The sequence below is a fragment of the Mycoavidus sp. SF9855 genome (genome assembly GCF_024582735.1).
Taxonomy (GTDB): domain Bacteria; phylum Pseudomonadota; class Gammaproteobacteria; order Burkholderiales; family Burkholderiaceae; genus Mycoavidus.
This window is the reverse complement of record NZ_CP102085.1, coordinates 1,828,539-1,846,619: the sequence shown is the minus strand read 5'-3', so window position 1 is coordinate 1,846,619 and position 18,081 is coordinate 1,828,539. Positions and strand designations below refer to the sequence as shown.

Annotated in this window: 20 protein-coding genes; 15 read left to right on the top strand and 5 right to left on the bottom strand. The window is 50.6% G+C overall.

Translation table 11 applies throughout. From position 1 onward, the window contains the following. Nucleotides 1–7 precede the first annotated feature (7 nt). Entirely contained in the window at nucleotides 8–1,798 is a 1,791-nt protein-coding gene (locus NQD60_RS07315; protein WP_257100272.1) for an ABC transporter ATP-binding protein, read from the top strand. After that, nucleotides 1,782–2,333, top strand: coding sequence for a peptide-methionine (S)-S-oxide reductase MsrA (gene msrA, locus NQD60_RS07310; RefSeq protein WP_257100271.1), 552 nt, complete (start codon nucleotides 1,782–1,784; stop codon nucleotides 2,331–2,333). Before NQD60_RS07315 ends, msrA begins: the two co-directional genes overlap by 17 nt. On the opposite strand, the gene NQD60_RS07305 is transcribed toward msrA, so the two are convergent. Further along, nucleotides 2,330–3,559, bottom strand: coding sequence for a cyclopropane-fatty-acyl-phospholipid synthase family protein (locus NQD60_RS07305; protein ID WP_257100270.1), 1,230 nt, complete (start codon nucleotides 3,557–3,559; stop codon nucleotides 2,330–2,332). The two genes, msrA and NQD60_RS07305, sit on opposite strands and share 4 nt — an antisense overlap. 44 nt (nucleotides 3,560–3,603) lie before the next feature. Here NQD60_RS07305 and NQD60_RS07300 point away from each other — a divergent pair, with 44 nt between their 5' ends. Further along, nucleotides 3,604–4,062: a hypothetical protein gene (locus tag NQD60_RS07300; protein WP_257100269.1), complete on the top strand. Its 459-nt coding sequence runs from the start codon at nucleotides 3,604–3,606 to the stop codon at nucleotides 4,060–4,062. A 7-nt stretch (nucleotides 4,063–4,069) separates the two neighbouring features. On the opposite strand, the gene pdxH is transcribed toward NQD60_RS07300, so the two are convergent. Continuing rightward, nucleotides 4,070–4,714: a pyridoxamine 5'-phosphate oxidase gene (gene pdxH, locus NQD60_RS07295; protein WP_257100268.1), complete on the bottom strand. Its 645-nt coding sequence runs from the start codon at nucleotides 4,712–4,714 to the stop codon at nucleotides 4,070–4,072. 34 nt (nucleotides 4,715–4,748) lie between these two features. Further along, nucleotides 4,749–6,443 carry a glutamine--tRNA ligase/YqeY domain fusion protein gene (locus tag NQD60_RS07290; RefSeq protein WP_257100267.1) on the bottom strand — a complete coding sequence of 565 codons (1,695 nt, stop codon included), beginning with the start codon at nucleotides 6,441–6,443 and terminating at the stop codon, nucleotides 4,749–4,751. An 88-nt stretch (nucleotides 6,444–6,531) separates the two neighbouring features. Between NQD60_RS07290 and NQD60_RS07285 the strand changes: the two genes are divergently transcribed. From NQD60_RS07285 to NQD60_RS07235, 11 genes are all read left to right on the top strand, one after another. After that, a complete protein-coding gene (locus tag NQD60_RS07285) occupies nucleotides 6,532–7,512 on the top strand; it encodes an SIS domain-containing protein (RefSeq protein ID WP_257100266.1) in 981 nt (326 codons plus the stop codon). Next, nucleotides 7,512–8,060 carry an HAD family hydrolase gene (locus NQD60_RS07280; protein WP_257100265.1) on the top strand — a complete coding sequence of 183 codons (549 nt, stop codon included), beginning with the start codon at nucleotides 7,512–7,514 and terminating at the stop codon, nucleotides 8,058–8,060. Before NQD60_RS07285 ends, NQD60_RS07280 begins: the two co-directional genes overlap by 1 nt. Then, on the top strand, nucleotides 8,060–8,668 hold the full coding sequence (lptC, locus tag NQD60_RS07275) for an LPS export ABC transporter periplasmic protein LptC (RefSeq protein ID WP_257100264.1): 609 nt from the start codon (nucleotides 8,060–8,062) through the stop codon (nucleotides 8,666–8,668). Before NQD60_RS07280 ends, lptC begins: the two co-directional genes overlap by 1 nt. A gap of 9 nt (nucleotides 8,669–8,677) precedes the next feature. Beyond that, nucleotides 8,678–9,349 carry a lipopolysaccharide transport periplasmic protein LptA gene (gene lptA / locus NQD60_RS07270; protein WP_257100263.1) on the top strand — a complete coding sequence of 224 codons (672 nt, stop codon included), beginning with the start codon at nucleotides 8,678–8,680 and terminating at the stop codon, nucleotides 9,347–9,349. After that, nucleotides 9,346–10,128 (top strand): LPS export ABC transporter ATP-binding protein, encoded by a 783-nt coding sequence (gene lptB, locus NQD60_RS07265; protein WP_257100262.1) that lies wholly within the window; start codon nucleotides 9,346–9,348, stop codon nucleotides 10,126–10,128. The genes lptA and lptB overlap by 4 nt, the downstream gene beginning before the upstream one ends. 151 nt (nucleotides 10,129–10,279) lie before the next feature. Continuing rightward, on the top strand, nucleotides 10,280–10,612 hold the full coding sequence (gene raiA, locus NQD60_RS07260; protein ID WP_223692040.1) for a ribosome-associated translation inhibitor RaiA: 333 nt from the start codon (nucleotides 10,280–10,282) through the stop codon (nucleotides 10,610–10,612). Next, a complete protein-coding gene (locus tag NQD60_RS07255; protein WP_257100261.1) occupies nucleotides 10,609–11,085 on the top strand; it encodes a PTS sugar transporter subunit IIA in 477 nt (158 codons plus the stop codon). The genes raiA and NQD60_RS07255 overlap by 4 nt, the downstream gene beginning before the upstream one ends. Beyond that, nucleotides 11,082–12,029 carry an HPr(Ser) kinase/phosphatase gene (gene hprK / locus NQD60_RS07250; RefSeq protein WP_223692036.1) on the top strand — a complete coding sequence of 316 codons (948 nt, stop codon included), beginning with the start codon at nucleotides 11,082–11,084 and terminating at the stop codon, nucleotides 12,027–12,029. The genes NQD60_RS07255 and hprK overlap by 4 nt, the downstream gene beginning before the upstream one ends. Nucleotides 12,030–12,042: 13 nt before the next feature. Further along, complete coding sequence (gene rapZ / locus NQD60_RS07245; protein WP_257101291.1) at nucleotides 12,043–12,912, top strand: RNase adapter RapZ; 870 nt, start codon at nucleotides 12,043–12,045, stop codon at nucleotides 12,910–12,912. A gap of 95 nt (nucleotides 12,913–13,007) precedes the next feature. Beyond that, nucleotides 13,008–13,364 carry a cytochrome c gene (locus NQD60_RS07240; RefSeq protein WP_257100260.1) on the top strand — a complete coding sequence of 119 codons (357 nt, stop codon included), beginning with the start codon at nucleotides 13,008–13,010 and terminating at the stop codon, nucleotides 13,362–13,364. A gap of 35 nt (nucleotides 13,365–13,399) precedes the next feature. Further along, nucleotides 13,400–13,753 carry a c-type cytochrome gene (locus NQD60_RS07235; protein ID WP_257100259.1) on the top strand — a complete coding sequence of 118 codons (354 nt, stop codon included), beginning with the start codon at nucleotides 13,400–13,402 and terminating at the stop codon, nucleotides 13,751–13,753. Between the two features lie 76 nt (nucleotides 13,754–13,829). Here the strand turns inward: NQD60_RS07235 and hemA are convergent, their stop codons facing one another. After that, a complete protein-coding gene (hemA, locus tag NQD60_RS07230; protein WP_257100258.1) occupies nucleotides 13,830–15,143 on the bottom strand; it encodes a glutamyl-tRNA reductase in 1,314 nt (437 codons plus the stop codon). 128 nt (nucleotides 15,144–15,271) lie between these two features. Here hemA and NQD60_RS07225 point away from each other — a divergent pair, with 128 nt between their 5' ends. After that, nucleotides 15,272–17,101 (top strand): aminopeptidase P family protein, encoded by a 1,830-nt coding sequence (locus NQD60_RS07225; RefSeq protein WP_257100257.1) that lies wholly within the window; start codon nucleotides 15,272–15,274, stop codon nucleotides 17,099–17,101. A 25-nt stretch (nucleotides 17,102–17,126) separates the two neighbouring features. Here NQD60_RS07225 and NQD60_RS07220 read toward each other — a convergent pair whose 3' ends face one another. Further along, a complete protein-coding gene (locus tag NQD60_RS07220; RefSeq protein ID WP_257100256.1) occupies nucleotides 17,127–18,017 on the bottom strand; it encodes a response regulator transcription factor in 891 nt (296 codons plus the stop codon). Between the last annotated feature and the right edge of the window lie 64 nt (nucleotides 18,018–18,081).

Below are 18,081 nucleotides of genomic sequence, written 5' to 3'. Positions count from 1 at the left end.
TTAGTTTATGCTAATACTCCCCAAAAAACTCTCCTCTTTTCTCTGGTATTTCATTCGACCCTACCGTTGGCAGTTCGTTGGTAGTCAATTGTGCGCGTTAGCCTGGACTGGCGATGCGATTCTTTGGCCTTATTTGGTCAAGTTGCTGGTTGATGCGATGGAAAGCTATCAACCCGCGCTCATGTCGTTTGACAAAACCTTTCTTCCATTATTTATTATGCTGGTGGGAGGTTGGCTGCTGATTGAAGGGATGTACCGTTTGCAAGGGTTTTGTTTTGCCTGGCTTTTCCCCCGCTTTGAGGCCAAGGTGCGCATGACGGTTTTCGATTACTTGCTGCAGCACTCTCATCGTTTTTTCGCGAATAACTTAGCGGGCAGCCTGTCTAATAAGATTACGGATATTACGCAAAGTCCAGTCCGTATCTTTGAAATGGTGATGGCTCTGTTTATCCCCACCATCGTCTCTACGTTAGTGGTGTTGGCGGTGTTCGCCACTTTCAAACCATTTTTTGTGATTACTTTTGCGGTTTGGATTGTGATCCATATCGGCATTTGTATGTATTTTGCGGGCGGTTGCAATCAGCGCTCGGAAGAGCATGCGCAAGCACGAAGCACCTTACAAGGCAGAATTGTTGATGTGATTAGCAATGTGGTGAGTGTGCGTATCTTCGCGCGGCAACGATTTGAATATCAAAACCTGTTGTCTTACCAACAGCATGAGCAATCTAAACAAACCAAATCGTTGTTTTATATTGAAAGAATGAAGCTCGCACTGGGTGTTGCCGCCTTTGTATGTATTGGCATGGTGCAGATGGGCGGGATCATCTATGCTTGGCGTGAAGGGCATTTGTCGATTGGCGAGACTTTGCTCATTCTAAACGCTACATTTAGCATCATGGGTATGGCTTGGATGGCAGGTGCGCAATTGCCTAATTTATTCAAGGAAGTTGGCGTCTGTCGTCAAGCCTTGACTTTTATCCAGGCTGAGCCGGAGGTGCAAGATGCGCCAGATGCTGTCCCTTTAAAGGTCACTCGTGGGGAAATTGTCTTTGAACGTGCAACTTTTAGCTATCACTCTCAGCGTAATCTGTTCCAAGAGAAATCAATCGTGGTGCCGGCAGGACAAAAGGTGGGTTTGGTGGGTTTATCAGGCAGCGGTAAAACCTCATTTGTCCAGCTTATTCTGCGTTACTACGATCTGGACGCAGGCCGTATTTTAATTGATGGACAGGATATACGTCAGGTGACACAAACCTCTTTATATGAACAAATTAGCTTTATCCCGCAAGAGCCCGTGATGTTCCATCGTGATGTGCTGGAAAATATCCGCTATGGCAAGCCACAAGCTAGCGATAAAGAAGTGTATGAAGCGGCTCGGTTGGCCCATTGCGATGAATTTATTCAGCAACTTTCGGACGGCTATCAAACGTTGGTGGGAGAGCGAGGCACTAAATTATCGGGTGGGCAACGTCAACGGATGGCAATTGCCCGTGCTTTATTAAAAGGCGCGCCGATTTTAATTTTGGACGAAGCCACTTCTGCGTTGGATTCAATTACAGAAAAATATGTCCAAGATGGCCTCTCGCAATTAATGCCTGGGCGTACTACGATTGTGATTGCACATCGTTTATCTACATTGGTTGAAATGGATCGAATTTTAGTTTTTCAAAATGGCATGATTGTGGAAGATGGTTCGCATGCAAGCTTACTGGCGAATGAAGGCTGCTACACTGAATTATGGCGCATGCAACGTGGTGGTTTTGTCCCTGCGGAAAACGGCGATGAAGTCACAACTTGAAACGGCAACCTTAGGGGGCGGCTGCTTTTGGTGTTTAGAGGCAGTCTTTCGTGAAGTGGGCGGCGTACACTTAGTTGAAGCAGGTTATGCGGGTGGCCTTGTACCTAACCCCACTTACGCGCAAATTTGTACTGGCAACACAGGCCATGCGGAAGTGGTACAGGTGCAATTTGATCCAGCGCAAATATCGTATACAGAGTTGCTTGAAATCTTTTTTGCGATTCATGACCCGACGCAATTGAACCGGCAAGGCCATGATCTGGGAACTCAGTATCGGTCAGTGATTTTTACTCATTCGCGGGCGCAGCATGAGAGCGCCTATGCGGTGATCAATCGATTCACTGAAGAACACATTTATCCTAACCCAATTGTGACTGAGGTGGTCCCATCTCGTGCCAATTACTGGCCTGCTGAAGCGGATCATCAGCAGTATTTTGCAAAATATCCGCAACAAAGCTATTGTGCATTGGTGGTGGCACCTAAGCTGGCGCAATTCCGTAAAAAATTTGCGAGCCGTTTGATCTCGCCGTATTAACCATACATATAGCGGCGCGACCATGGCAATGAGTGTGCGCTGCGGCCTGCTTTGCTGCATACGATTTGATAAATTGCAACATCATCATGTTCAAAAGCGTAGACGCTGCCCGCCAGATAAACACGCCAAATGCGAAATTTCTCTTCATTGACCCATGCTTTAATTTTGGGTGCCTGCTGTTCAAATCGCTCACTCCAAAAAGTGAGTGTGCGCGCGTAATGGCGCCGCAGATTTTCGATATCAAATGTTTCAAGCCCGCCTTGCTGCATGGCGGCAAGCACAAGACTTAAATGGGGCAATTCGCCATTTGGAAACACGTAGTGATCAATAAATTCATCGCCTCCCAATGAATTTTCTCCAGGCTTAAGCGCCGTTGAGGTGATGCCATGATTCATCATGATGCCGTCCTCTTTTAATAGCGCGCTGATTTTAGAGAAATACGAGGGTAGGTTTTTACGACCTACATGCTCAAACATACCAACGCTGGTAATACGGTCAAACTGCTCATTCAATGCTGTTGTAATGTCACGGTAATCTTGCAAGCGCAGGTCAATTTGGTGGGTAAGGCCGGCTTGCTTAATGCGTTCAGTGGCCAACTCAAATTGTTTTTGGGAGAGGGTGACGCCGACACATTTTGCGCCAAATTTTTGCGCCGCACGCATCACTAATGCGCCCCAGCCACAACCAATATCCAGCAAAGTGTGGCCTGGCTTGAGTTGAATTTTGGTGAGGATATGATCGATCTTTTTGAGTTGGGCGGTGTCCAGGTCTTCGTCGCCGTTCTCAAAATAAGCGCATGAATACACCATGTTTTGGTCAAGCCACAACTGGTAGAACTGATTGGAAAGATCGTAGTGATACTGGATCGATTTTTTATCTGTGGTGCGGGTATGCGCAAATAAGTGCGCGAAACGACGGTATATGTGGATCAGTTTGGCGCTTGGTTTGGTGGTGTTTTCTACCAGTGAATAAGCGATCTCAATCAGATCCGCCAGCTTTCCTGCGACGTCGATTTTGCCCTTTATATAAGCCTCGCCAAGCGTGCTTAGATTTGGCTTAATTAAATAAGGTAAAGCGGCAGCGCTATTGATATGAAAGATGATTTGGGGCGTTGCAAAGTGCCCAAAGTCATAGTGTTGCCCATTCCATAAGACTAGGCGCGCGCTGATATTGGCTTGCTCTTGGATTTCGGCCGCCCACTGCGCTAGCTTTTTCTCCCACAACATACGCGCTCCTTTTCAAATTAAGGACATCGAGTAGTCTATAGTTTATGCTTGATTATCGCGGCCAGGAAGCGCTGTTACTGAAAATAGCCAATCCATTTGGCACTATCGTAGCGGCTCATCTGGCTGGACTGGAAACCCGCTCTACACCAGAGGCACGCTATGCTTCAAAGCTTGCTCTGACCCGCAAGCTTTACGATAAAGGTTTAGATCGAAAGGCGATCAGTAATTTATACATTTTTATCGATGGGGTCTTGACTTTGCCAGAAAATTTAGAAATTCGTTATAATTCATCTATCAAGGAATTAGAGCAGGAGTGCAATATGCCATATGTAACCAGCATTGAACGTCTAGGTAGACAGGAAGGTATTCAACGAGGTCACCGAGAAAAAGCGAGTACCATTGTTCAGAATTTGAGAGCGATGGGAATGGACAGTGCTTTCATTGAAAAAGCCACTGGGCTGAGTGAGGAAGAAATCGCCACAATCCTTAAGCAAACGTATTGAGGGGTGGTCAGGGCGCTAGCCGCACCACGTGCCAGTCATCATCAGTGTTACGTTGATATTGAATGCGATCATGCAGCCGCGAGGGTCGGCCTTGCCAGAATTCGATTCTATGAGGCCGCAGCCGATACCCGCCCCAGCAGGGCGGGCGCGGCGCACTGTCTTTAAACTGTTCGGTGAATTGCGTCATGCGTGCTTCAAGCGCCGCCCGGTTTGGGATCACCGCACTTTGTTCAGACGCCCAAGCGCCAATTTTTGAGGCCAATGGACGAACTGCAAAATAGGCATCGCTTTGTGCTGAATCGGTTTTTTCGACAATGCCGTCAATGCGTACTTGGCGTTCTAATGCGATCCAATGAAAAAGCAAGCTCGCATAAGGGTTTTCGGCCAGTTCCTGGCCTTTACGACTGTCGTAGTTAGTGAAAAAAACAAAACCGCACGGGTCAAAATCCTTTAACAGCACGATGCGTGCTGATGGGCGGAGATCGGTTCCTGCTGTAGCCAACGTCATTGCATTGGGTTCTGGCACTTGAGCTGCGAGTGCCTGCTTAAACCAGCGCGCAAATTGGCGGATCGGGTCGGCTTCGAGCTCAGCTTCACTCAAGGAGTGGCTCGCATACTCTGTACGAAGATGGGCAAGGTCAGATTCAGTCATGCTCAATTTTAAAAGGTCATGGACACCAAATGGCTTATTTACCCCAGCTGTCTTTGAGGCTGACAATCCGATTAAACACCGGTTGTTGTGGTTTTGAATCGACATAGTCCACCACAAAATAACCGTGCCGCTCAAACTGTACACGCTCTTCAGGCTGCATGGTTTGCACACCGGGTTCAAGATAAGCGCGTACCAGTTGTTTTGCATTCGGATTGAGCGCACTCAAAAAATCTCGTCCATTTGCATCAGGCTGCGCTTCGATAAAGAGCCGGTCATACAGTCGCACATCAGCCGCATAGGCATGTGCTGCACTGACCCAGTGAATATTACCTTTAACCTTGTAATTATTCGAGCCTTCAGTGCCTGATTTGCTATCTGGGAAATAATTGCAATGCACCGCAATGATCTTGCCCTCTGCATCTTTTTCTGCGCTCGTGCACTCAACCACGAAACCATAGCGCAGCCGTACACGGTTACCTGGAAAGAGCCGGAAATAGCCTTTGGCGGGCTGTTCGCTGAAATCTTCGCGCTCAATCCATAGTTCCTGGCTAAATGGGAAGGAGCGTGTGCCGCGTTCCGGATGATGCGGATGAAGCGGCGCGCTGCATAGCTCGGATTGCCCCGCTGGATAGTTATCAATAATTAATTTAAGCGGATCAAGCACGGCGATCGCGCGTGGTGCCTGCGGCTCTAGATCATCGCGTAGCGCCTGTTCAAGTACGCTCATCTCGATCCATGAGTCTGCTTTTGCAACGCCAATGCGTTCGCAAAACAAGCGAATGCTCGTCGGCGTAAAACCGCGCCGGCGCAAGCCAGCAAGGGTAGGTAAACGCGGATCGTCCCAGCCCTCTACATGGTGCTCCTGAACGAGTTGCAAAAGCTTGCGTTTGCTGGTTACAACATAATTTAAGTTAAGCCGCGCAAATTCAATTTGTTGCGGTAACGGCTGTTTGAATACACCGGCCTCAGCGAGTCGAGACAAGATCCAATCATAGAGCGGCCGATGATCTTCAAATTCAAGTGTACAGAGAGAGTGCGTAATGTTTTCAAGAGCGTCCGAAATACAGTGCGTATAGTCGTACATCGGGTAGATGCACCATGTATCGCCGGTACGGTAATGATGCGCATAGCGAATCCGATACAACACAGGATCGCGTAGATTGAGATTGGGCGAAGCCATCTCGATTTTTGCGCGCAGCACGTGCTCGCCTTCGTTAAATTCCCCGGCGCGCATGCGCCGGAAAAGATCGAGGTTTTCAGCCGCGGAGCGTTCACGATAAGGGGATGCCGTGCCGGGTGCGGTGAGCGTGCCGCGCATTGCGCGGATTGCTTCGGAGGATTGGCTATCTACGTAAGCGTAGCCATGCTCAATCAGAACTTCTGCAAAATGGTACAGGGTGTCGTAATAGTCACTGGCGTAATACAAGTGCTCAACATTATCTTTTTGCCAAGAGAAGCCGAGCCAGTGTACGGCATCAATGATGGATTGGGCGTATTCAACGCTTTCCTTCTCTGGATTTGTATCATCAAAGCGCAAATGACAAACGCCATCATAGTCGCGCGCAACGCCGAAATTTAAGCAAATGCTTTTGGCGTGACCGATATGGAGATAACCGTTAGGTTCAGGCGGAAAGCGCGTGGTCACGCGGCCTTGTTGTTTGCTTGAACGCTGATCATGGTCGATGATGGCGCGAATAAAATTGGTCGGGCTGTGGCTGGTGGTACTCATGTTTTAGAGTGTCTATGCTTAAGAAGCGCAAATCAAAGACAAGCATTCTAACTCATTGAGGCTGTCTAGTTTTTGCTATACTCGCTGCATGATAACAAGCCACACTAACCGGGTATTATCCCTCGCGCGTGATGTACTCGAGACTGAAGCTACAGCAATTTTATCGCTGGCCAGTCAACTTGACCAGAATTTCATCGCGGCAGTCGAACTGCTCCTGGCTTGCACCGGCCGGGTTGTGGTGTCAGGCATTGGCAAATCCGGCCATATCGCGCGTAAGCTCGCGGCGACTCTCGCGAGTACCGGCACGCCTGCTTTCTTTGTGCATCCCGCCGAGGCAAGCCACGGGGATCTTGGCATGATCATGGCGGAAGATGTGGTGATTGTCCTTTCCAACTCCGGCGAAACCGAAGAGTTGGTGGATATTTTTCCGTTAATCAAACGCACCGGTGCGCGCTTGATTGCCATGACCGGCAACCCAGCATCCAGCCTAGCTAAACTCGCCGATGTCCACTTGAATGCTCGGGTTGAGAAAGAAGCGTGTCCGCTCAATCTTGCGCCAACGGCGAGCACCACCGCTGCGTTGGCGCTGAGTGACGCTCTTGCCATGGCGGTGTTAGATGCTCGTGGTTTTGGGCCGGAGGATTTTGCGCGTTCTCATCCAGGGGGCACGCTCGGACGCCGGCTGCTGACTTATGTGCGTGACGTGATGCGGGCCGATGTGCAATTACCGTGTGTAGAGTTAAGCGCAACCGTGCATGATGCGCTCTTTGAGATTACCGAAAAGCGCTTGGGCATGACCGCCGTAGTCGATCATGCTGGGTATGTCAAAGGGGTCTTCACCGATGGTGATTTAAGGCGCTTGCTTGCAAAACGCAACGATGTATCCACGCTGAACATCGCCGAGGTGATGACCGCCCAGCCTTACACCATTAGCCCAGATCGGCTGGCGATTGAGGCGGTCGAGTTAATGGAGCGCTACCGCATTAATCAAATGTTGGTGGTGGATGAAGCGAATAAATTGCTTGGTGCGCTCAATATGCACGATCTTTTTAGTGCCAAGGTGATTTGATGGAGAGGGCATCTGTTAGTGTCGCGGTGAATGAACGCGCAGCGCGGGTCCGGCTCATGATTTTTGATGTAGATGGCGTGTTGACCGATGGGCGTCTGTATTTTAGTGCCGCGGGAGAATCCAGCAAATCGTTTGATACCCTCGATGGGCAAGGGATCAAGCTGCTAACAGCAGCTGGCGTGCAGATTGCATTGATTACCGGGCGAGCTTCTCAGATGGTGACTGCGCGTGCGCAAGAGCTTGGCATTGAATGGGTGTATCAGGGGGTGCACGATAAGGCGGTCGCTTTTGCCGAGTTGTTGTCACGTGCGCACTGTACGGCTGAACAATGCGGTTATATGGGCGACGATTGGCCCGATCTGCCGGTCATGATGAAGGTAGCCTTTGCCGCCGCGCCGGCAAATGCGCATGCGGAGGTATTGGCTCGGGCCCATTGGGTCGCGCATGCCCGTGGGGGGTATGGCGCTGCCCGGGAAGTGTGTGATCTGATACTGCGAGCGCAGCACAGCTATGACACGCTACTTTCGGCGGCGTGTGGTCGGGCCTGATGATGGTGCGCACACGGGTACAATGGTTGCCGCTGTTGTTGATCGCGCTTTTAGCTGGCGCCAGCTATTGGCTGCTGCAATTGCACCTGCCTCCGTCTAGATCTTCTGCGCCACAGGTCAAGATGCATCGTCCCGATTACTTTGCGGAGCATTTCTCGATTACATTGCTTGACCAAACTGGCGCTACCCAATATCGAATTAACGCGGCAAAGATGGTGCATTACGAGGATAATGATAATACGGATGTAGTGCTGCCTGCGGTGCGCGCGTTTGTAGCCGGCCAGCCGGATGTAACCAGTTTTGCAAAGCGTGGCAAAATCAATGGCGATGGCTCCATTCTCGATCTGTATGACGATGCTCATGTGCGTCGCGCACAAGGGGATCAGGATCCTGCACTGGAAGCAGATTCACAACATTTCCGTTTTTTGATCAACGATGATATCGTCCAAACTGAACAATCCGTTAAATTGAAGCGAGGAGCGTCAATGGTGACCGCGAGTGGCATGTCTTATAACAACCTCACCCGGGTGGTCAAGTTGGTGGGGCAGGTGCGTGGTGTGATTGCTGCGGATACGTTTATATCTAATAGCGTTAGCCCTAAGCGCTAGGGTCGATTTATGAGCAGTGTGTTCCCCTATTGTGCTGCGCAACGCTTCATGGCTGAAGCCATATTTGCGCTCTGTCTAGTGTTGTCTTCCGTATTGTTTGGCCAATTTGCCTATGCTGTGCGCCCAGATAGTGAGCAACCCGTTTATGTGCAAGCAGATCGTTGGACTTATGATGATTTAAAACAAGTGAATGTCCTGACCGGGCGCGTTATCATCACTAAGGGCAAACTGACGATCAAAGGCGATCGAGTCATCGTGAAACAAGATGCAGAGGGCTATCAATCTATGACCAGTTATGCCGAAGGTCGAGAAAACCTGGCTTATTTTCGGCAGGAGCTAAATGGTGCTCAAGGCTATATCGAGGGCTATGGCAAACAAATCGATTACAATAGTCAAAGCGAGGTCACGACTTTAACGCGCCGTGCCATGGTGCGGCGGCGACTGCTTCCTAGTGAACGAGTGCTAGATGAGGTGAGCGGTAGTGTCATCAGTTATGACGGACAGAAAGAACGTTACTGGGCCAGCGCGGGTCATAGCGCCGCTGAGCCGGGCCAAGCTGCTCCTCGTGTGCGGGCCATGTTGTCTCCTCACAACGCCGCGCGTCATAAGACGCTGTCGCCCGCGGACCCCAATCTATCATTAGGTACTTCAAGCCCCATCGAAAGGAAGATCTCGCAGTGAACGTCAGCGCTTTTTCTAGCCGCTACCCAGTTGGTAGAGACAGTATTCTAGCCGCCCGCAATTTGCAAAAACGTTATGGTAAACGCACCGTCGTCAAGGATGTCTCGCTGGAAGTAAAAAGCGGCGAAGTGGTGGGGCTGCTAGGCCCCAATGGTGCGGGCAAAACGACCTCTTTTTATATGATTGTTGGGTTGGTGCCGCTTGATCGCGGTGAAATTACCCTGAATGGCAAGCTGATTAGCTTATTGCCGATTCATCAGCGAGCGCGGCTTGGACTGTCTTACTTACCACAAGAAGCGTCGGTTTTTCGTAAGTTATCGGTCGAGCAAAATATTCGTGCAGTGCTTGAGTTGCAGCTTGGTGAGAACGGCAAGCGGTTGCCAGAGGATATCATCAGCGAGCGCACCCAGGCTTTGATGGAGGAGCTGCAGATTACTCACTTAAGCGATAATCCAGCCCTATCGCTTTCTGGCGGTGAGCGGCGCCGCGTGGAAATTGCGCGGGCGTTGGCGACAAATCCGGGCTTTATTTTGTTGGATGAGCCTTTTGCGGGCGTCGATCCAATTGCTGTCTTGGAAATTCAGAAAATTGTGCGTTTCCTAAAACAGCGCGAGATTGGTGTCTTGATTACCGACCATAATGTGCGTGAAACCCTGGGTATTTGTGACCATGCTTATATCATTAGCGATGGCAGTGTATTAGCGGCTGGTCTACCTGAAGAGATTATCGAAAACGAATCCGTGCGGCGCGTCTATTTGGGCGAACATTTTCGTATGTAAGAAATTAGACCTCTGTAAGGTTTAAGGTAAAATTTATCCACATTGGGTGAAATTGTAATACAGTTCTTGGTTTTATCCAAAATTGCTGATACGCTGGAGTTAAGTAAGCCAACAGTATTGAACTGCATTAAATTTTCAACACGGAGGTTTTATGGATCTGCAAATCAGTGGACACCACCTTGACGTTACGCCTGCATTACGTGAATACGTGGTCAATAAATTGGAAAGAGTGACACGTCATTTTGATCATGTGATTGATGGCGCAGTGGTGTTAGCGCTCGATAATCATAAAGATAAAAATAAACGCCAAAAAGCAGAAATTAAACTGCGACTAAAGGGTAAAGATATTTTTGCTGAAACCACAGAGGGCGATCTTTATACGGCGATCGATTTGCTGATCGATAAACTTGACCGTCAAGTGATTCGCTATAAAGGAAAGATACAAAATCATCATCATGAAGCCATTAAACACCAGATAGAATGAACCGCCTTAGCAAACTATTACCACTTGAAAATGTTGTTTTGAATTTGGCTGTAACCAGCAAAAAGCGGGTATTTGAGCAAGCCGGTTTAATTTTTGAAAATCATCATGGGATCGCGCGTAGCGTGGTTACCGATAATTTATTTGCCCGCGAGCAGCTAGGCTCGACCGGCTTGGGCCAGGGAGTGGCTATTCCACATGGGCGTATCGCGGGGCTTAAGCACCCCCTAGCCGCTTTTATTCGACTCGCTGAGCCGATTCCATTTGAAGCACCGGATGAGTTGCCGGTAGCGCTCTTGATTTTTTTACTGGTGCCCGAACAAGCGACTCAGCACCATCTTGATATTCTGTCTGAGATTGCGCAGTTGCTCTCTGATCAAAAAGCTCGCGCTACCTTGGCTCATGAGCAAGATAGAGCGGCTATTCGTCATTTTCTGACTCAATGGACGCCTGATAGCGATCCGATCACTCTATGAACTCGTCAGACGGCATTAATGCGCAAAGTATTTTCGATGATAACGCAGCCTCGCTTAAACTGAGTTGGCTCGCCGGCCATGAAGGCTGGGAACGTGGTTTCTCAAGCGAAACCGTAGCTCATGCAACGTCAAGTGCGGATTTAGTGGGTCATCTTAACTTGATTCATCCAAATAGGATTCAAGTACTAGGCGAAGCGGAGATGTTGTATTACACGCGTCAATCCGATGAAGAGCGCCAGCGCCAAATGGCTGAATTAATTGCCTTGGTGCCGCCGTTTCTGGTCGTGGCGGGGGGCATTGACGCCTCGGATGATTTGGTGCTGCGCTGCACCCGCTCATCTACGCCGCTGTTTACAACGCCGATATCTGCGGCGGCGGTGATTGATAGCCTGCGACTTTATATGTCACGTATTCTAGCGCCCTCTATCACGATGCATGGCGTGTTTCTCGACATCCTTGGTATGGGGGTACTACTCACCGGTGACTCAGGCTTAGGCAAAAGCGAACTTGGGCTAGAGTTAATTAGCCGCGGCCATGGTTTGGTCGCAGATGATGCGGTGGATTTCACGCGTTTGGGTTTAGACTTTATCGAAGGGCGCTGCCCTCCGCTGTTGCAAAATTTGCTTGAAGTGCGAGGTTTGGGTCTGCTCGACATCAAGACCATTTTTGGTGAAACAGCAGTGCGCCGCAAAATGAAGCTAAAGCTCGCGGTCCGGCTGGTGCGCCGGCCCGATGGGGAGTTTCAGCGACTGCCGCTGGAAAAGCAGGCGATAGATGTTTTAGGGTTGCCAATTAACCAAGTGACTTTGCAAGTCGCGGCAGGCCGGAACTTGGCAGTACTGGTTGAAGCTGCTGTGCGTAATACAATTTTGCAGTTGCGCGGGATTAATACATTGCAGGATTTTATGGAGCAGCAACGAGCGGCGATGAATGAAAACCGATAGGCGGCTTTCTGCTATGCGGATTATTCTGATTACGGGTATTTCTGGCTCCGGTAAGTCAGTGGCGCTAAATGCGCTGGAAGACGCGGGATATTATTGTGTGGATAATTTACCACCCCGTTTTCTATTAGAGTTAAGCGATTTTTTAGCTCGCGATGGCTATACGCGACTCGCGGTGGCGATCGATGCGCGTTCTGGCAGTTCTTTGGCCGAGTTGCCCGCTATCGTCGATGTCTTGCAGGGCCGCCACGAAGTCCATGTGTTGTTTTTAAATGCCAGCACACAAGCGCTGATTCAGCGTTTTTCGGAAACTCGGCGGCGTCATCCACTCTCGTTAAATTCAAGTGACCATACCGCTCGTGGACAAACTTCGTTGGCCGATGCCATAGAGTCTGAACGCGAGTTGGTTTCTAGCCTGGCTTCGTTTGGTCATCAGATTGACACCAGTAATCTGCGAGCGCATACCCTGCGCGCTTGGGTCAGGCAATTTATCGAGCATGAGCATGTGGGCATGACGCTAATGTTTGAATCCTTTGGCTTTAAACGGGGCTTGCCGCTTGATGCCGACTTTGTGTTTGACGCGCGCGCGCTACCCAACCCCTATTATGACGAGCGCCTCCGTTTATTGACGGGCCTAGACCGGCCGGTAGCTGATTTTTTGGACGCGCAGCCTGAGGTCCAAATGTTTATTGATGACATTGAGCGTTTTCTACTGACCTGGCTACCGCGCTTTCGTGCTGATCATCGCAGTTATCTAACCGTGGCGGTGGGCTGTACCGGCGGTCAGCATCGCTCAGTCCATATTGCGCAAATTTTGGGTCAGCGTTTGCTGGGTGAAGCGGAGGTCTTGGTGCGACATCGAGAAATAGATGCGCTCGACGGCTAGCTGTCGCGGTTAAGGTATGCCGGCGTCTGTTATATGGACGGTTAAGTGCCAAGCAAGCTACAATAGCCCGGTTTTTAGTTTGCGCTTGGGGCCCTATGAAAAAAACTCTTACCATGGCTGCGTTGGTGCTGCTTTCCTCCGCCACAGCCAACGCCGTTGCGACCGAAATAACCGGCAATGCAAAGGCTGGCCAAAACAAAGTGGCAATGTGTATTGGCTGTCACGGGATTGCCGGCTATCGCACGGCTTTTCCTGAAGTCTATCGGGTGCCAATACTCGGTGGACAGAATGCGAAATACATTGAAATGGCGCTTCACGGTTACAAGAATGGCGACCGTAAATATTCAACCATGTATGCGATTGCGGCTTCACTGAGTGACCAGGATATCGCTGACATTGCTGAGTATTATGCGGCGCAAAAGCGCTTGAGCCCAAACCATCCAAATAAATAATTTTGGTGCCTTTTAAAGTACACGGGATAAGAACGATGAAAAAGTTTTTGTTGGCGCTAGCGGCAATCGGTGCAATGCACCTGAGCGTGCGCGCGGATGCTGCCGATATTGCCAATGGCAAGCTGTTAGTAGAACGTAACAACTGCGCCGCTTGTCATGGCCTGAGCATGAATCATCCGATCACTCCTGAATACCCTAAGCTTGCCGGTCAGCATGCTGACTATGCCTATTTTGCGATGCGCTCATATCAAGTCGGCAGCAATAATCCGCTTTTTGGGCGCAACAATCCAATTATGATTGCGCAAATGCAGGGCCTATCTCAGCGGGATTTGCACGATATTGCGGCCTATTTGCAAGCGTTGCCTAGCGATTTGAGCTTGCAGAAATGATTGCGCAGATCAAGTAGAGTTGCATCTAAAGCAAGCAGAGCTGAATCTGCTAGCGTGTATATGTGAGCAAGTCGCCTCAAGGCCCATCACTCGCCTTGGTTTGCTTAATTAATTGCGTCAGCAGTTCGGTAATCTGTTTGCGTTTATCGCCTTGCGCCTGATTTAACGCTTGCATTGGGCCGTGCATGAATTTATTCGTCAGGGCTTGAGCGAGTGCGGCAAGTACGGTAGCGGGGTCGCCGCCGCGCGCCAGCATTTTTTGCGCGCGTTCGAGTTCAATGCGCTTGAAGGTGTCGGCTTGGTTTTGTAGCGCGCGAATCACGGGTACGACACTACGCGCTTCTAACCATTGCATAAAATGCTGCACCCGGCTTTCAATAATCGCTTCTGCTTGGGTGACGGCAGCTTGTCGTAAGTCATGGCCTTCGCGCACGATCGCGCCGAGGTCGTCAACGGTATATAAAAAGACATCCTGTAGTTTCATCACTTCAGGTTCAATATCGCGTGGTACCGCCAGGTCAACCATAAAGATGGGCCGCCGCCGCCGCGCCCGCAACGCACTCTCGACTGCGCCGAGGCCAATAATCGGCAGGGTGCTGGCCGTGCAAGAGACAATGATGTCAAATTCATGTAACCGAGCAGGCAGTTCTGACAGAGTGATCGCTTGGCCGTTTAAGCGGTTGGCCAATTTTTTGCCGCGCTCGGGGGTGCGATTCGCGATCACCAGCGTACGCGGCTGATGAGCGGCGAAGTGGGTGGCGCAGAGCTCGATCATTTCACCTGCGCCGATGAACAGTACACGTTGGTTAGCGATATCTTCAAAAATGCGCTGCGCAAGCCGCACTGCAGCCGCCGCCATGGAGATGGAGTGAGCACCAATTTCGGTCTGGCCGCGAACTTCTTTAGCCACGGCGAAGGTGCGCTGGAATAACTGATTTAAATAAGTGCCAAGCACCCCGGCCTCAGCGGCGGTGCGCACGGCCTCTTTTAATTGCCCAAGAATCTGAGTTTCGCCCAACACCATCGAATCAAGCCCTGAGGCAACTCTAAATGCATGGCGGACTGCCTCGGATTGTGGCAAGGTGTAAATATGAGAAGCGAGTTTGTCAGCCGGAAATTGATGATATTCTGCCAGCCAAGAAATGGCGTGCTCACGTGCCGTCTGGCCATGTGTGACGCAGTAAATTTCGGTGCGATTGCACGTCGAGAGGAGCGCAGCTTCCAGCAGTGAGGGCGAGACGCCATGCTTAATTTGCGCATGCTCGCGCTTAAGCCATGCGGATTTCAGCATCTGCAGTGCCGGCTTGATCTGCTCAACCGAAAAAGCCAGCCGCTCGCGCAAGGCGATAGGCGCCGTGTGATGATTAACCCCAATGGCAAGCAGTTGCATTAGAAAGTATTTTAAAAAGAATAACGCAATTATAACTTTTTCTAACTTTTGCTTGATGTTTATGTTCTTCGTCTGCAGTATTCTTTTTATTGATTTATCGAGCGCGTGTCAAACAGGAGCTAATTTTAATGAATTTAACTAAGCAAGCCACCACCCCTGTGGTTGAGCGGATTGCGCAATTGCGCGCCGCGATGCAGCGGGCAGGCCTTGATGCCTATCTGGTGCCATCGGCTGATCCGCATCTTTCGGAATATCCGCCAATGCACTGGCAAAGCCGCGCATGGTTATCCGGTTTTACAGGCTCGGCTGGTACTTTAGTCGTGACTGCAGACTTCGCTGGTTTATGGGTGGATAGCCGTTACTGGAGTCAAGCCGATACGCAACTCGCAGGAAGCGGCATCACCTTAATGAAAATCGTCCCAGGTCAAGCACACGCGCATTTTGCTTGGCTCGCCACGCAAGTGCCAGCGGGTGGCGTGGTGGGTGTCGATGGCTTGGTACTCAGCGTCTTGGCCGCGTCGACGTTGCAAAGCGCATTGAGTGCTCGCAAGATTATGTTACGCACAGACCTTGATCTATTCGCTGAGATTTGGCGAGATCGTCCAGCCTTACCGACAGCCGAGGTGTTTGAGCATCCGGCGCCATATATCTCAATGACGCGCACGGCTAAACTGGCCTGCGTACGGACGCAAAGCCGTGCGCAGGGAGCGGATTGGCATTGGCTATCAACCCTTGATGACATCGCGTGGATTTTTAATCTGCGGGGGGCTGATGTGAGCTATAACCCGGTGTTTGTAGCCTATGCCCTGATCGGTCCAAGTTCTGCAACCTTATTTATTGCCCCCGGCAAAGTGCCGGCGGCACTCAAGCGCGCTCTGCTCGCCGATGGCGTAACTCTGGCGCCGTATGAGCAGGCTGCCGCAGCATTGGCGTGCCTGCCAACTGGTGCAAAGTTACTGGTCGATCCGCGCCGAAGCAATTATCAGATGCTCAAATATGTTCCGGCTCAGGTGAGCTTGATCGAAACGATTAATCCATCTACCTTACTTAAATCTCGTAAGAGCGAGCTTGAGGTGGCGCATATTCGTGCGACGATGGAGCAAGATGGCGCTGCTTTGTGTGAATTTTTTGCCTGGTTTGAGCAAGCGCTCGGTCATGAGGAGATTACCGAGTTAACCGTTGACGAGCAACTGAGTGCTGCGCGTGCGCGCCGGCCGGGTTTTGTGACGCTCAGTTTTAGTACGATTGCAGGTTTTAACGCGAATGGAGCGATGCCGCATTATTGCGCGTCAACGGCGGCGCATGCCACCATCGCGGGGCAAGGGCTATTGTTGATCGATTCAGGCGGACAGTATTGGGGAGGAACCACCGATATTACGCGCGTGGTGCCTGTGGGCATCCCGAGCGCCGCGCAAAAGCACGATTTTACGCTCGTCTTAAAAGGCATGATCGCGCTGTCTGCCGCACGTTTTCCCCGGTTTATCCGCGCGCCCATGTTAGATGCGCTGGCGCGCGCGCCGATTTGGGCGGCAGGGGTGGACTATGGACACGGTACTGGCCATGGCGTGGGGTATTTTTTGAATGTGCATGAAGGTCCGCACGCTATTTCCCATTATGCAGCCGCTGAGCCTACTACCGCCATGGAAGCCGGCATGATCACCTCAATTGAGCCGGGGATTTATCGGCCAGAGCAATGGGGCATACGGATTGAAAATCTGGTGTTAACACGCTCTGCGCCACCTACTGAATTTGGCGAATTCCTCGAATTTGAAACCCTGACGTTGTGTCCGATTGACACACGCTGTATTGAGCCAAGCCTATTAAATGCTAGCGACATAACTTGGCTTAATGACTACCATAGCATGGTGCATGCACGGCTTGCGCCCCATGTTAGCGGGGCTGCACGAGAATGGCTAAAGGCGCGCACTTGCCCGCTTGAGTTAAATGGCAGTTCCTAAAATAAGTACGCGTACACGGTTGGTTTCACTCGTTGTCATGAGCCGGGGTCGGCGCGTTTTGTGGCGAGACGGATTGCGTCTCTAGCGCATTGTAAGGGGCGGTTGTTTGCGCTGCAATCAGTAGCGCAGGCCCATTTTCTGATGTCGCGGCTGGGGCTTGGGCTAGCTTAGACTGCCTCAGTGGAATCGGCGAGCATAGATCGTGGATAGCGTTAGGCTCGATCGTCTGCGCAGTATTGTGCAGCACCTCTAGGGTCTGGAATTGCCAGCCATTATAAATGGCTACCGCTGCTGCTCGATTGGTGGCGCCTAGCATTTTAAAGATGCTAGTTAAATGAATTTTGACGGTGCCTTCGCTGATATTGAGAGCCCGCGCAATCACTTTATTGGTATTACCCATAATTAACAGACGCATAATTTGATGCTGGCGCGGCGAAAGCTTTACCGGCGTATTGCGCGGTAGAGGTTTAGGTGCAGCTGGCAGCTCGCTGCAGCTAGCAGGTACTCGGAAGGCGCTGGATAAAGTAGGGTTCAACGCGCATACGGGGACGTAATGTCCGCCTAGCAGAACCAGTTCAAAGATGCGTAAAATCAGGTGTGGATTCAGACTACGTGGAATGATCCCGAGCACCCCCACATGCAGGAGTGCATTGACCGTGGCACGCGTGGTGTCGTCTGTTAAAATCGCCACGGGTAGCGCTGGATGCTCGCGTAATAAACATAATAAATCAGCCACTCGCATCCAACGCAGTTGCCAATCAATCACAAATAAATCATGTAAATCGCGTTTTAATCGATGGCTTGCCTGTCGCCAGTCTTTTGCTTCGGAAAAGTTAGCGCGGCGATCAATTTGACGCAGCAGTGCTTTGAGGCCCTCGCGCCGTTCGGGTTGGTCGTTTAAAACAAAGAATTTCATTGGAATGCCCCCTCCAATTTAATATTGCTAACGGTGATTGTGCTGTAAAAGCCCGGTTTTCAAG